This is a genomic window from Marinobacter lacisalsi (genome assembly GCF_042651045.1).
Classification (GTDB): Bacteria; Pseudomonadota; Gammaproteobacteria; order Pseudomonadales; family Oleiphilaceae; genus Marinobacter; species Marinobacter lacisalsi.
Map to the genome: position 1 here is coordinate 1 of NZ_JBHSDI010000061.1, position 13,803 is coordinate 13,803.

At 63.1% G+C, this 13,803-nt stretch carries 10 protein-coding genes; 2 read left to right on the forward strand and 8 right to left on the reverse strand.

Translation table 11 applies throughout. The features are described 5' to 3' along the window. Positions 1–379: 379 nt before the first annotated feature. Together ACFOZ5_RS17315 and ACFOZ5_RS17320 are read left to right on the forward strand one after the other, a co-directional pair. Positions 380–1,609, forward strand: a complete 1,230-nt coding sequence (locus ACFOZ5_RS17315) for an ISL3 family transposase (protein ID WP_379889652.1) — start codon at positions 380–382, stop codon at positions 1,607–1,609. A gap of 43 nt (positions 1,610–1,652) precedes the next feature. Further along, positions 1,653–2,624, forward strand: a complete 972-nt coding sequence (locus ACFOZ5_RS17320) for an integron integrase (protein ID WP_379889654.1) — start codon at positions 1,653–1,655, stop codon at positions 2,622–2,624. Here ACFOZ5_RS17320 and bluB read toward each other — a convergent pair. The 8 genes from bluB to ACFOZ5_RS17360 form a co-directional block, all read right to left on the reverse strand. Next, a complete protein-coding gene (bluB, locus tag ACFOZ5_RS17325) occupies positions 2,621–3,337 on the reverse strand; it encodes a 5,6-dimethylbenzimidazole synthase (protein WP_379889656.1) in 717 nt (238 codons plus the stop codon). The two genes, ACFOZ5_RS17320 and bluB, sit on opposite strands and share 4 nt — an antisense overlap. Beyond that, positions 3,334–4,815 carry a cobyric acid synthase gene (locus ACFOZ5_RS17330; protein WP_379889658.1) on the reverse strand — a complete coding sequence of 494 codons (1,482 nt, stop codon included), beginning with the start codon at positions 4,813–4,815 and terminating at the stop codon, positions 3,334–3,336. Before ACFOZ5_RS17330 ends, bluB begins: the two co-directional genes overlap by 4 nt. Positions 4,816–4,982: 167 nt before the next feature. Next, positions 4,983–5,594: a cob(I)yrinic acid a,c-diamide adenosyltransferase gene (cobO, locus tag ACFOZ5_RS17335; RefSeq protein WP_379889660.1), complete on the reverse strand. Its 612-nt coding sequence runs from the start codon at positions 5,592–5,594 to the stop codon at positions 4,983–4,985. Continuing rightward, a complete protein-coding gene (locus tag ACFOZ5_RS17340; RefSeq protein WP_379889861.1) occupies positions 5,587–6,882 on the reverse strand; it encodes a cobyrinate a,c-diamide synthase in 1,296 nt (431 codons plus the stop codon). The genes cobO and ACFOZ5_RS17340 overlap by 8 nt, the downstream gene beginning before the upstream one ends. 68 nt (positions 6,883–6,950) lie before the next feature. Then, positions 6,951–7,721: an ABC transporter ATP-binding protein gene (locus ACFOZ5_RS17345; protein ID WP_379889662.1), complete on the reverse strand. Its 771-nt coding sequence runs from the start codon at positions 7,719–7,721 to the stop codon at positions 6,951–6,953. Continuing rightward, positions 7,721–8,698 carry a FecCD family ABC transporter permease gene (locus ACFOZ5_RS17350; RefSeq protein ID WP_379889664.1) on the reverse strand — a complete coding sequence of 326 codons (978 nt, stop codon included), beginning with the start codon at positions 8,696–8,698 and terminating at the stop codon, positions 7,721–7,723. The genes ACFOZ5_RS17345 and ACFOZ5_RS17350 overlap by 1 nt, the downstream gene beginning before the upstream one ends. 3 nt (positions 8,699–8,701) lie before the next feature. Then, positions 8,702–9,598, reverse strand: coding sequence for a cobalamin-binding protein (locus ACFOZ5_RS17355; protein ID WP_379889666.1), 897 nt, complete (start codon positions 9,596–9,598; stop codon positions 8,702–8,704). Further along, positions 9,592–13,800, reverse strand: a complete 4,209-nt coding sequence (locus tag ACFOZ5_RS17360) for a cobaltochelatase subunit CobN (protein ID WP_379889668.1) — start codon at positions 13,798–13,800, stop codon at positions 9,592–9,594. Before ACFOZ5_RS17360 ends, ACFOZ5_RS17355 begins: the two co-directional genes overlap by 7 nt. Between the last annotated feature and the right edge of the window lie 3 nt (positions 13,801–13,803).

Below are 13,803 nucleotides of genomic sequence, written 5' to 3' on the forward strand. Positions count from 1 at the left end.
TTCTGATCAGCCCACTTGGGCTAACCAAAAGTATCCGTCAGTTCACCGGATCTCGCGGGGAATCCACCGGTCCGCTCGCTACCGCGAAGCGGTTTAGTTCAACAGGTATTAGACCGCGTTCCGCATTATTACGAAAAAGCCAATTCTAGATAACTCCGCTTTTCGCAGGATCAGTCGCAGCCTGGAAGTTCCAATTTCCCAACAGGTTAGCTCAATTTCGCCTGCTGAACTACGTAATCGCTTGACTTCCACATTTTGCTCATCTAATACTACTGTACGGATATGGCTCTTCACTTCTTTTAGTGGGTAACCCTTTATTTCCCTGCCGTTTTTGGTCACTGTTATCCCATTCGATTAACCCGATGGATGGTGACCGACATTGGATCAATGCACCCTCTACGAGCAGATTCTTGGGCTCTCAGCTCCTTGGTTTGTCTCAGACGTTGAGCTTGATAAAAGCCAGAGCGAAGTCGTAGTCCGGGTCGACATAGATAAAGGCACAGCGCTTGTCTGCCCTCGATGTGGCCGTGCCTGCCCGGGTTACGACTCCCGGGAACGTCGTTGGCGTCACCTCGACACCTGCCAGTTTCGAACGCAGGTAGTTGCCCGGGTCCCCCGCGTGCAATGTCCGGAACATGGCTGTCTCACGGTCAGTGTCCCTTGGGCTGAGCAGAACAGCCGGTACACGCTGCTATTTGAAGCCTTTGTCATCAGTTGGCTCAGGGCGGCCTCGATCTCTGCGGTCAGTAAGCAGCTGCACCTGAGCTGGACCGCCATCGACAACATCATGGAACGAGCGGTGCGACGGGGCCTTGCCAATTTGCCTGATCGAGACACGACTCGGCTGGCTGTCGATGAGACAGCCTTTCGCAAAGGGCACGACTACGTAACGATCGTCTCCAACGGCCATGGGCAAGTTCTGGCCGTGGAAGACGGCAGGTCTGCGCACAGCCTTGGCTGCTTTTACGCCAGCCTGGATGAGACTCGCAAGCAAGAGATCATCTCGATCTCCATGGATATGAGTCCGGCTTATCAGAAAGCGACGTTTGACCATATCGAGAAGGCCCATAAGAAGATCGCCTTCGATCATTTCCATGTCGCGCAGATGCTGACCCGAACGCTTGATGCCACTCGCAAGGCTGATATGAAACGAGCGGATAGCTCCATGCGGCAAGAGATTCATCGAAGTCGATACACTTGGCTACGGCACCGCAAGTGCCTTGAAGAACAGCAGATCCAACAGATCAGGCAGTTGTCGGATGTGCTCAAAGACACCGGTTTGGTGTGGTACCTCAAGGAGAAGGCGCGAGATATCTGGCGCGGCTACCGGGTCAAAGGCGCTCGTGGGGCGTGGCAGGAATGGATCCAAATGGCCCGGGTCACTGGGGTTCGAGCTCTTATTTCCACGGCCAATCAACTCGAAATCAAGCTGTTTGGCATCCTCAATGCCATGCGTTTCCAGGCCTCCAATGGACTAGCGGAGGCAATCAACGGACAGGTTCGAGCTTTAAAGGTCCGGTCCCGGGGATTCCGGAGCAAGGAGAGATTTAAACGGGCAATCTTGTTCCATTATGGCGGGCTGCCTATGACACCTAACCCACACGGATAAGTGAAGAGCCACGGATATACAGACTTATTAAAAAGGAGCCAATATGGACGGCAATCACCAGGCACCGAAACCACGGCTGCGGGAGCAGTTTCGCGCCGTCATCCGGGTGAACCGGTACAGCATTCGCACGGAAAAATCTTACTGGTACTGGATTCGCTATTTCATCCGCTTTCACAGGATGACCCATCCAAGGGACATGGGGCCACAGGAAGTGAACGGATTTTTGACCTGGCTCGCAGTTGAAAGACATGTCGCTTCTGCCACGCAGGCCCAGGCATTGAACGCGCTGGTATTTCTTTATTCAAAAGTACTGGGCACGCCGCTGGGTGATATTGGGCAGATTGTGCGTTCGAAAAAACCAAGGCGGCTTCCAGTGGTCTTTTCTCATGACGAAGCGATGCGTGTTATCAACCCACTGGATTCACCCTATCGACTACTGGCGTCGTTGATGTACGGCTCAGGATTGCGGGTAACGGAAGCATGCCGTCTCAGAATCAAAGATGTCGATTTCGGGCAGCAGGTTATCACGGTGCGCGATGGCAAGGGCGCCAAAGATCGGACCACGCTACTTCCAGCCACGCTCGCCAGTGACCTGAGAGCCCACATTGAGAGGATTCGTCAGGCATGGAAGCAGAACGAACCGTCCATGCGAAAACCGGTCAGTTTGCCTTTCGCGCTGTCCCGGAAATACCCCAACGCCGGCTCAACACTCGCGTGGCAATGGCTGTTCCCTTCCCACTCTTTCAGTGTTGATGATTTGGGCAATACCGTACGCCATCACATTCATGTCAGTTCGGTCCAGAAAGCGATTAAACAAAGTATCGAAAACGCCGACATTGGCAAACCGGCCAGCAGCCACACGTTTCGTCACACGTTTGCCACTGAGTTGTTAAAGCGTGGCAACGATATTCGTACGGTTCAGGATCTTCTTGGCCACTCCGACCTCCGCACCACCCAGATTTATACCCATGTGCTCGGCCAGGGATTTCCAGGTGTTCGCAGCCCTTTGGGTTAGCCGGCCTGGTCAGGCCGGTCAGTCAATATCGAACGCAGTTCCTGATTGTCGGAAGGTGCCCCCCACCCATTCCCATGCACCAGCTCCTCCAGCGGTAGCCGCGACCGCCAGCCCTTTTTCTGCAGTTCCGGCTGGTCCAGGAACTCGCTGACGTAACCCAGGCACAGGTAAGCCAGGGGGTAGACGTGTTCCGGCAGGTTCAGGGTATTGGCCAGTTGCTGCTGGTCCAGGATGCTGACCCAACCCACGCCGATGCCTTCCGCGCGGGCCGCCAGCCACAGGTTCTGTACCGCCAGGCAGGTGCTGAACAGGTCGGTTTCCACAATGGAGTTTCGGCCCAGCACGTGCTCGCCGCCCCGGCTGCGGTCGCAGGTGATGCACAGGTTGATGGGGCTTTCGAGGATGCCCTGCAGCTTGAGGTTGCGATAGGTGTGCTGGCGCTCGCCGGTGTAGTTTTTGGCGGCCTTTTCGTTTTCCTGGTCGAAGATCGCTACGATCTGTTCCCGCACGGGTACGCTGTCGATCAGGATAAAGTCCCAGGGCTGCATGAAACCGACGGACGGCGCATGGTGGGCGGCCTGCAGCAGGCGGGCCAGGACGTCGTCGGGAATCGGGTCCGGCAGGAACTGGGAGCGCACGTCCCGCCGCTCATGGATGGCCCGGTACAGGCCCTGGCGTTCTTCGTCGGTGAAGGGGCGGTTGGGGTCGGTCATCGGCGTTCCTTTTGCAGGCCCAGCAGGTTTGTCAGCCAGGCCGTGTCCAGATGGTGTTCCACCTGATCGGCCAGGCGGTCAAGTTGTTGCTGCCGGTGTTGCTGATAGTCCACCGACTTGCCACCACCCACCATACCGGCCCAGCTCAGGATGGCGTCACAAGCGGCCGGCTCATTGAAAATGCCGTGTACGTAAGTGCCCACTACCTGGTTATCGTCGCTTACGGCGCCGTCTGGACGGTCGCCCAGCCGTGCCAGGGGCCTGTCCAGCGCGGGCCCGGCCGAGACGCCATTGTGCATTTCGTACCCGCTAAAGCCCACGCGTTCGGCGTGTTCCGGGTCAAGCCCGATAAAGTCTCCGCACACCTGCCTCAGCTGCTTGCCAGCGACCATGCAGGTGGCCATAGCCAGCATACCCAGGCCTTCGGTAATGCCAGCGTCACCTTCCAGCCCATCCGGATCATCAACGCTGTTGCCAAGCATCTGGAACCCACCGCAGATGCCGAAGACCTTGCCGCCATACCGCAAATGCCGTTGGATAGCTTCCGGCCACCCCTGGGAGCGAAGCCATTGCAGATCCGACCGGGTGCTTTTGCTGCCGGGCAGGATGATCAGGTCCGCCGGAGGAATAGCCTGGTCCGGGGCGATGAACTGCAGGTCCACATTGGGGTGCAGGCGCAATGGGTCAAAGTCGTTGTGGTTACTGATGCGGGGCAGCAGCGGCACGATGACTTTCAGGGCGCCGGCTTCACTATCACCGCTGGTGCCGACGCTGTCTTCCGCGTCTACCACCAGCCCATGAAGGTAAGGCAGCACACCCACCACCGGCTTGCCGGTGCGTTCGTTCAGCCAGTCCAGCCCCGGGTCCAGCAGGGCCTTGTCGCCCCGGAAGCGGTTGATGATGAAGCCGCGGGTACGCTCCCGCTCACTGGGTGACACCAGCTCCAGCGTGCCCACCAACTGGGCGAATACGCCGCCCCGGTCGATGTCCCCCACCAACAGCACCGGGCAGTCCGCCGCTTCGGCAAAGCCCATATTGGCGATATCGTTGGCACGCAGGTTGATTTCCGCCGGGCTGCCGGCGCCCTCGGCAATGATCACATCGTAGCGACGGGAAAGGGCCTGCCAGGCCGCCATGACGGACTGCATCGCCTCAGCCTTGTAGGCGTGGTAGTCGAGCGCATCCATGTTGCCGTGCACCCTGCCCCGCAGGATCACCTGGGCGCCCCGGTCGCTCTGGGGTTTCAGCAGCACCGGGTTCATGTCGCTGTGGGGCTCCAGCCCGCAGGCCAGGGCCTGCAATGCCGTAGACCGGCCGATCTCGCCGCCATCCACGGTCACGGCACTGTTCAGGGCCATGTTCTGGGGCTTGAACGGCGCCACTGATACCCCCTGGCGCGCCAGCCAGCGACACAGGGCGGCCACTACGGTGGTCTTACCCGCATCCGAGGTGGTGCCCTGGATCATCAAGGTCGTCATGATTGTTCACTCGTGAACGGGGTCACCGGTCAACGTAAGGGGGTAGCCGGCACCTCGTGGAACAGCGGCAGGGATGCCGCGGAGGAATTTACAGCACAGGGACGTGCTGTAAATTCCGGTGGAACGAGGTGCCGGCTGCCCCCGAGAGTTATCGGATAGGCTCAAAATCAGAGCTCCACTCCCTTTTGCGCCTTCACCCCAAGATCCTTGAAGGCATGCTTGACCACCTTCATCTCGGTCACCGTATCCGCCAACTCGATCAGCTCCTCGGGAGCATGCCGGCCGGTTACCACCACATGCTGCATCTCCGGCCGGGCCTGGAGGTCATCCAGCACCCGGTCCAGGTCGATGTATTCGTACTTCAGGGCGATATTCAGCTCATCCAGCAGCACCATGTCGTAGCTGTCGTCCTTCAGCATACCTGCGGCAATGTTCCAGGCATCTTCCGCAGCCGCCACGTCCCGCTCACGGTTCTGGGTGTCCCAGGTATAGCCCTCACCCATCACGTGGTAATCCACGTTGGGCAGCTTACGGAAGAAGGCATCCTCGCCGGTACTGAAGGCGCCCTTGATGAACTGCACGATGCCCACCTTCATGTCATGGCCCAGGGCCCGGGCGACCATCCCGAAACCGGAACTGCTCTTGCCCTTGCCGGAGCCGGTCAGCACCAGCAGCACGCCCTGCTCCTTCTGGGCACGGGCGATGCGCTCCTGCATGATCTGTTGCTTGGCTTCCATCCGGCGGGCATGGCGATCCGGGTCTTTGGCGCGTTCACGCATGATTGCTCTCCTTCACTTGAATCGGCTCGCCCCGGAAAATCTGCGCAACCACAGCGGGGGCGGAGGGGAAATAACCGTGGAAATAGCTGGCCACCAGGCCGTTGTGACTGAACACCGGCTCCCCCTCGGTACCCGCCACCTTGCGGGTGCGGGCCAGGGGCTGCCAGTCGGTGCTCAGCCGGGAATGATGATAGGTATGGCCCCGCAGTTCACCGTGAGCCGTGGCCAGGCCCTGCAGACCCAGCGCCTGGAGCCGGTCAGCCATTTGAGCCTGGCCGGGCATCAGCCCCAGTAACCGGTGGCTGTCGCCGTTCTTGTCGATCAACTGCTCGCAGCAGGCCATCAGGCCGCCACATTCAGCCAGTATCGGTTTGCTCGCGGCGTGGTGGGCCCTTATGTCGGCCAGCATGGTGGTGTTCGCGGCCAGCCTGGCCCCATGCAGTTCAGGGTAGCCCCCGGGGAGCCAGAGCGCGTCAGCCTCCGGCAAGTGGCTGTCCGCCAACGGGGAGAAGAACATCAGCTCAGCTCCCATGGCTTCCAGCAGGTCCAGGTTGGCGCAGTAGAGGAACGCGAAGGCCGCGTCCCGGGCGATGGCAATCCGGGTGCCTTCCAGCAGTCCTGGCGGTGGCTCGGGAGCCTGGCACTCGAAGTGGACCGGTCTTGGCAACTGGCCAAGGCCGGCCTGTTGCAGGACCTCCGCGGCGGCATCCAGTCGCGCATCCAGGTCGTTCACCTCAGCGGCCTGCACCAGCCCCAGGTGGCGGTCCGGGATGTTCATGGCCTCGTTGCGAGGAATGGCACCCAGCAGCTCGATGCCTTCTGGCAGGCTGGCCCGCAGCATGTCGCCGTGGCGAGGGCTGCCAATGCGGTTGGCAATCACCTGATGCACCGGCAGCTCCGGGTCAAAACGAGCCAGCCCCAGGGCCACGGCCCCGAAGGTCTGGGCCATGCCGCGGGCATCGATCACTGGTAACGCCGGTATGCCCATCAGCTTCGCCAGATCGGCACTGGACGGGTCGCCGTCAAACAGCCCCATGGAGCCTTCCACCAGAATCAGGTCCGCCTCCTGCGCGGCCTCCGCCAGCCGCCAGCGGCATTCATCCTCGCCGGTCATCCAGGGGTGTAGCTGATACACGGGCTGCCCGGAGGCGACCTCCAGCACCATGGGGTCCAGGTAGTCCGGCCCGTGCTTGAATACCCGTACCCGGCGACCGGCATTACGGTGAAGGCGGGCCAGGGCGGCGGTGACCATGGATTTGCCCTGGCCGGAGCCAGGGGCGGTGATCATGGCTGCTGGGGTGGTTGCTTTAAACAAGTCACTCTTTCCTTGTCATCGTGTTTTAGGGCTGCGTTGGATTACGACTTCTTTGGTACGAACACCGGTACTCCATCCGCTTCCACCATGATCAGCTTCTGGTCATACAGTCGCTCCAGAACTGACGGCACCAGCATCCGCTCTGCCGGGCCCCAGCAGGCCTCGCCATTGGGGAACAGGAGTAACAGGTGATCACACCAGCGGGCGGCCAGGTTCAGGTCGTGCAGGCACATGAAGACTGCCTTGCCGGACTTTGCCTGATTTTCCAGCAGCCGCAGCACCGCCACCTGATGGTGCAGGTCCAGATGGTTGGTGGGCTCATCCAGCAGCCAGATGTCCGGGTTCTGGGTCAGTATGGTGGCAATGCCCACACGCTGGCGCTCGCCGCCGGACAGGGTGTTCACCAGCCGGTCCGAGAGGTGTGCCACATCCAGCGCTTCCAGGGCTTTCTCCGCCAGGGCCAGGTCCTCGCCGCCCTCCATCTGCCAGGGCGACAGCCAGGGGTGGCGGCCGATCAGGGCGGTTTCCAGCACCGTGGCGGGGAAGCCATCCTGCCGTTCCTGGAACACCAGGCCAAGCTGTTGTGACACTTCCCGGCGGCGAATCCGGGTCAGTGAACGCTCGCCCAGCCAGACATCGCCGCTGCGGGGCGTCCTTAGTCCGGCCAGGGTATGCAATAAGGTGGTCTTGCCCACGCCATTAGGGCCCAGCACGCCCCACACCTGACCGCTTTCCAGGGCAAAGTCCAGCGGCTGGCCGGAGGCCCGGTCGGGAATGTCGATCACCAGTTGTCGCGTCTGTAACGGATTCATCAGCGGCTCCGGTACAGCAGGTAAAGGAACGTGGGTACACCCAACAGTGCCGTGATCACCCCCACCGGCAGCTGTTCCGGGGCAATCACCACCCGCGCCAGGGTATCCGCCAGCACCAGCAGGGTGCCGCCCGCCAGGGCACAGGCCGGCAGGATCAAGCGTTGGTCGTTACCCAGCAACAGCCGCAGCATATGGGGCACCACCAGCCCGACAAAACCGATACTGCCTGCGGTGGTGACTGCCGTTGCCGTCAGCAGACTGGCGCCGATGTAGATCATCCACTCCAGGGGGCGCACGTTAACCCCCAGCGCGGCAGCCTGCAGCGGGCCACGGGCCAGCACGTTCAGGCTGCGCCCCACCGGCAATACCAGCAGGCAGGTCAGCAGTAACAGCCCCATCGCCGGCCAGGGGCTGCGGGCGTAGGACACATCCCCCATCAACCAGTAGAGCATGCCGGGCAGGCGCTGGGCGGGGGCGATGGCCAGCATCAGGGTGATCACCGCACCCCATCCCGCTGCCACCACCACACCGGTGAGCAGCAACCGCGACGGCGTCCAGCTGCCGGTGCCATGGGCCAGGCCGAACACCAGCAGGGTAGCCAGCAGGGCGCCACCAAAGGCGGACACGCTGACCACGATGGTCGCCAGCCCTGCCAGCATGGCCAGCAGAGCTCCAACGGCCGCACCACCGGACAGGCCCAGCACGTAGGGGTCCGCCAGCGGGTTGCGCAGCAGCACCTGCATCAGCGCACCGGCCACCGCCAGCAGGCCACCGGTGGCAAAGGCAGCGAGGGTGCGGGGCAACCGTAGCTCCAGCACCAGGGTCTGATGTAAAGGCTCACCCCCGCCCAGCGCGGCCGCCAGCACCTCACCCGGCGACAGGCTGACACTGCCGGTGCCCACCGAAAGCACCATGGCGGCCAGCCCGGCACAGGCCAGGATCAGCAGCGGCGCGATCAGCGGGCGGGCGAGTGGCATCGGTTATTGCGCTCCGTGGCGACGACGGGCCCGGGCCTGGTCCAGCTTCTCGCAGAACAGCCGGCTGCCCTCCAGCATCCGGGGCGTGGGCCGCTGGATCAGGGACGGGGGCACAAAGAAAAGGTTGTCACGACGGGTGGCGGTAAGCTCGCCATACTGTTGCCAGTGGGTGAGCCAGTGGCGGTTTTCCTCACCCATGCCACCGGCGAGAATCGCTTCCGGGTCCGCGGCCAACACCGCTTCCTCGCTGATCCTTGGCACCAACCGGTCCAGTTCGCCGAACACGTTCACCCCGCCGCATAGAGTGACCACCTTTCCGATCAGGTGATCGTCGTTCACCGTCATCAGCGGTTCATCCCACACCTGGTAGAACACCGGCACCGGGTCGGCGTCGCGGTAGGTGGCTTCCAGCTCGGCGATGCCCCGGCGGAAGTGGTGGGCGACCTTGTCGCCATGGGCTTCGGTACCGGCGAGGGCCGCCAGCTGCCGGATGGTGTCAGAGACCTCATCAAAACTCCGGGGCTCGATGGAAAATACCGGAATACCCAGCTCCCGGATGGTTTCCAGCTGCTCCGGCGGGTTACCGGTGACCCAGCCGATGACCAGGTCCGGCTTCAATGACACCAGCCGTTCCAGGTCCATGCGGGTATGACTGCCAACCGAGGTGACGTCCCTTGCCTCCGGCGGATAGTCGCTGTACGCCACTACGGCCACCACCTTGTCGCCAGCGCCGGCGGCCCACACCAGTTCAGTTGCACCGGGTGATAACGCCGCAATGCGGGTGGCCGGCTGGTCCAGACACAGCCGCTTTCCGCTGGTGTCGGTGGCGCATACCTCGTCCGCCTGAGCGGTAACGCTCCCCAGCACCAGGGCAATGGTCATGAACGTGCGGATTAGCATGCGGCGAACAGACTCCCGGCAGACTGGCATGATGAATGGTTGTCCTGGCTATCTTCCGGTGGTGGCCCACCCTTGCGGGCCGCGTTGAAGGCCTCCCGCTGCGCTGGCTCCAGCCGGTCGGCCACCCAGTCCATCAGCGGGTGGTCCGGGCGGGTGTGGCCGTCGCCGGGCAGGCCATGGTCGACGATGCCACTGGCAAAGTCACGGGCAAGCTGGTCCAGCACGAACGGGTCGGCGTCCCAGAACCCCCGCTTGGCGGCCAGCAGGGTAATGGCCTGCATATGGGTTTTCACGTGGGCATTGTGCCCCTGTGACAGGAACTCATCCAGCCCCAGCTCATGACGGTCCTGGAAGTAAACGTCGTTAACGTCCCCCCACACGCCGGAACGCACCACCTGCGGGCTGGTCACCTGCCAGCCCCAGAGGTTGTCCAGAAAGTCGCTACCCATAGTCCGCGCCCCGGCATAACCGTGCTCCATCAGCGGCGCCAGCCATTGTGGATTGAGATTGCGGGATCGCAGCTCCACATCCAGCGCCCGTTGCAGGGAGCTGATCTGGGGGTTGGCCGGGTCGGCATACTGCAACACCCGGTTTTGCGGCGGCTCGCCCCGCAGGTGTTCCACGGCGTTGGACAGGCCACCCTGGAAATCAAAGCCGTCGTCATTGTCCAGCAAACCATAAAGGTAGCTGGCCCGACCCAGGTAGGTGTGACCGACGGTCTGTAATTGGCGATCGAACGCCTGGTGGCTGGCCTCGCCATTGCGATTGACGCCATAGACATGGCCCATGCGACGGCGATAGGCGTCGCCCAGCTGTTGCCGGTCACTCCAGGCACCGGAGCGGGAAGCCAGCCGGTTGACGCCGGCACCGTAGGCACCGGGCGCTGCGCCAAATACCCGGTAGGAGGCGGTGGTGCCGGCCTCTTCGGATGACATGCCGTCAGCGATCAGGGTTTGCGCGTCTTCCACCCATCGGCGGGCCACGCCATTGAGTTCCAGGGGCTCGGTGCCGGGGCGACGCATCTCCGGGGGCAAGGTCGATAATGCCTGGTCCAAGGCGGGGGTCAGCGCCGGGTGGGCGCTGCGAATGGTCTCGGCGGACGCATCCAGTGCCATCAATACCGCCTGGTCCAGCCATTCCAGTTGGCTGCCGTACAGGTCCCGGAACAGGCCGGAAGTGGTAAAGACCACGTTGCGACGGGATGTTACGGGTTCGTCGGGCCCCACGGGCAGGCGCTCAAGGTCCTTGACGATGCCGCGGCTGTTCCACACCGGGCGGACGCCCAGCAGTTTCATGCCGAAGGCGATCATCACGCCCTCGTCCCGCACGGTATCCGAGGCCCACAGCACCAGGGCATCGCTGTCCTCGCTCTGCCCGCCCCGGTCATCCAGAGCCTTGTCGGTCAGCTCGGAAGCCAGCGACCAGGCCACGCGGGTGGGGATCAGGTCGTCGGACAGGGCGTGGAAGTTGCGCCCGGTGGGCAGCACTTCCGGTGTCCGCAACGGGTCGTTGCCCTGCCCCGGCGCTACAAACCGCCCATCCAAAGCCGCCAGGAAGCTGTCACGCTCGTGCGCCGGAGACGCCGCCAGCCACTCCCGCCAGTCCGGGTCCGGGTCGCCATCCTGACCGGCCATGGACGTGAGCATGGTATCCAGTTGCTCCGCGTTCCAGTCCTTGCCGAACACGTGCAGGCCCAGGGGCATGAAATGCTCCTGCATGTCGGTGACATAGTGGCCGGCCTCGTGCACCAGCAGGTCCGGCGACAGCTCATCGACGGAGACTTGCTCCCGCGACAGCCCCATCTCGTTGGCGATCTCCCGTTCCAGGTCATCGCCGATGTCCAGGTCGCGGATCTTTTCCCGTAACAATCTGACTGCTCGTTCGCGGGTTGGGCTGTCCGGCTCGGAGGCGGACTCCCAGGTTTCCACCAGCTGACGCAGTTCCAGCAGATCGTCATAGAGTTCGGTGGCCGCCAGCGGTGGTGTCAAGTGGCTGATCATCACGCCCAGGGCCCGGCGCTTGGCCTGTATGCCTTCGCCCACGCCGTCGACGATGTAGGGGTAGATTAGCGGCAGGTTGCCCCCGAGCAGGTCGGGGTAGTCATCCCCGCTCAGGCCGGCCCGACGCCGGGGCAGGAACTCCCGCGTGGAGTGGCGACCCAGATAGACCAGCGCATCCGCCTGGAATTCATCCTTCAGCCAGTGATAGAAACCCACATACTGATGGGTGGGCGGGAAGGTGGTATTGGCGTGCAGCAGTTCCTCGCTCACCTCCCAGCCCCGGGGCGGTTGCGGCCCGATAAAGATATTGCCGAAGCGCAGCCCCGGGAACACCATGTTGCCGTCCACCACCATGGACTGGCCCGGCGCCTCGCCCCAGCCCCGCAGGCCGGGAATGCCCGTGGCCGCCAGGGTTTCCCTCTGGGCTTTCACCGCGTCGCGCTGGCCGCCTTCGGTCAGGCGCTGGCGCCACAGAGTCTCGTACTCGTCCAGCTCTGTCAGGGCCCTCGGGCGGTTGGGGTGTTGCAGGTGTTCGATCAGGTGGCGCAGGTCGCCGATGCCCCGGTCCAGCACATCCAGGGCGATGTCCTGTTCGCCGAGTTCGTGGGCCTGTTCCAGGCGGGCGTGGAGATAGCCCAGCGGTCCGTGGACCAGTTCCTGCTGTACCACGTCGGGAAGCGTTTCCAGGTAGGCACGATAATCACCGGCGGACAGCTGTGGCACCTGGTCCGCCATGGCGCGCAGGGAGCGGGGGTCGTCGGTCAGGTTGACGCCCTGCGCCTGGATGCGGTCCAGCAGGGCCTCCGGGCTTTCCGGCAGGGGGCCCGTATCGTAGCCCTCATCCTTCAGCCAGTGGAGCATCTCGAACAGGGAGGCGGGCACATCCAGGTTGTCCGCGCCCACGTTCTGCCGGCCCGGCGGGTGATTGTAGTAGATGAGGGCAACCCGCTTGTCTTCATTGGCCCGGCTCTGCAACGTCTGCCAGCGGGACAGGCGCTCGGACAACGCGTCAATACGGTCTGGCACCGTACGTGTCAGGGACAGGGCCACGCCGGTGAGTTCGTGGATCTGTTCCGGCTCGGACACCGCCAGCACCAGTGGCTGGCTGACGCCCTGCAGTTCCGGCATGGCCAGCTTGTAGTGCACCTTGTCCGCCGGCACGCCATCAATGGAAAGCTGCCACTGGTTGTGGGTGCGGGAGGCAAGACGAAGGCCCTTGATGACTGGCACGTCCAGTTGCTCCAGGGCCTCGGTCACCTGGCGGCGGCCTTCGCCACCGCCAACAGTAAAGTCCTGCAGGCTGACAATAGCGGACAGGTTAGCGTCGCCGACCGTGTCAGGCAGAGCCCGTACCGCCTCCAGGCTGGCCCCACCCCAGCGGGCGAGCACAGCAAAGCACTGCATGCCGCGGGACTCAAGGGCCTGGCAGGTGTCGTCCAGCACGGCACGGTCGCCGGGGCGGTCGCCACTGTCCAGGTCCAGCAGTGCCACCACGGGCCCTGACTGCAAGCCAAGCTGCGTGGGATCTTCCATCGCCTTGCCGTCCCGGTAGTAGCGGATCAGGGAACGGGATGGCAGCTCGGGTACGTCCAGATCATGACCTGCCTGCACCAGCAGCCAGCGCAGCAGGGCGTCCATATGATCCGGGGTCCGCCCCTGGTAGAGGATGCGGCCCTCAAGCCAGGATGCCTGACCAGCAAACCGGCTCTTCAGGCCCTCGTTATGGGCCGCAACATCGGCACCCGGGTCCGGCGCCGCCATCAGCTCGTTGAGCTGCTGGTCATCCAGATCGGCCAGGGGTGACTCGCCGTCCAGGCGTGACAACCGGGTCAGGGATCGGTCTCCGTTCACCACCAGGATGGGAAAGGGCCGCTCGACGGCTTCAGCACTAACAGCCTGGGCCAGCCGGCCTACCTGCTCGCCAAACACGGCTGCCATGAGCACGGCATCGGCCTTGTCGATCAGGTCGGCCAGTTCGGCCTTATCCAGCCTGGCCACCTGCTCCGGCGTGCGGAGGATGACCTGGTGGTCCGGGTAGGTCTCGGCAAACGCTTCAGCGCCGGCGGCCAGTTCCGCGGCGGAACGCTCTGATACCACGCCCAACAGCGTGGCTCCGGAAACATGCGGCGCCACAGCCGTCAGTATTACCAGGGCAAGGTATTGCAGATAGGCCCGCAGGACGGTCGGAACGTACTCCATCATCAC

Excerpts from the sequence above, each read along its gene's own strand:
- cobO (WP_379889660.1), bottom strand. The coding sequence starts at position 5,594 with ATGCGTGAACGCGCCAAAGACCCGGATCGCCATGCCCGCCGGATGGAA.
- bluB (WP_379889656.1), bottom strand. The coding sequence starts at position 3,337 with ATGACCGACCCCAACCGCCCCTTCACCGACGAAGAACGCCAGGGCCTG.
- ACFOZ5_RS17320 (WP_379889654.1), top strand. The coding sequence starts at position 1,653 with ATGGACGGCAATCACCAGGCACCGAAACCACGGCTGCGGGAGCAGTTT.
- ACFOZ5_RS17355 (WP_379889666.1), bottom strand. The coding sequence starts at position 9,598 with ATGCTAATCCGCACGTTCATGACCATTGCCCTGGTGCTGGGGAGCGTT.
- ACFOZ5_RS17350 (WP_379889664.1), bottom strand. The coding sequence starts at position 8,698 with ATGCCACTCGCCCGCCCGCTGATCGCGCCGCTGCTGATCCTGGCCTGT.
- ACFOZ5_RS17330 (WP_379889658.1), bottom strand. The coding sequence starts at position 4,815 with ATGACGACCTTGATGATCCAGGGCACCACCTCGGATGCGGGTAAGACC.
- ACFOZ5_RS17340 (WP_379889861.1), bottom strand. The coding sequence starts at position 6,882 with ATGATCACCGCCCCTGGCTCCGGCCAGGGCAAATCCATGGTCACCGCC.
- ACFOZ5_RS17360 (WP_379889668.1), bottom strand. The coding sequence starts at position 13,800 with ATGATGGAGTACGTTCCGACCGTCCTGCGGGCCTATCTGCAATACCTT.
- ACFOZ5_RS17345 (WP_379889662.1), bottom strand. The coding sequence starts at position 7,721 with ATGAATCCGTTACAGACGCGACAACTGGTGATCGACATTCCCGACCGG.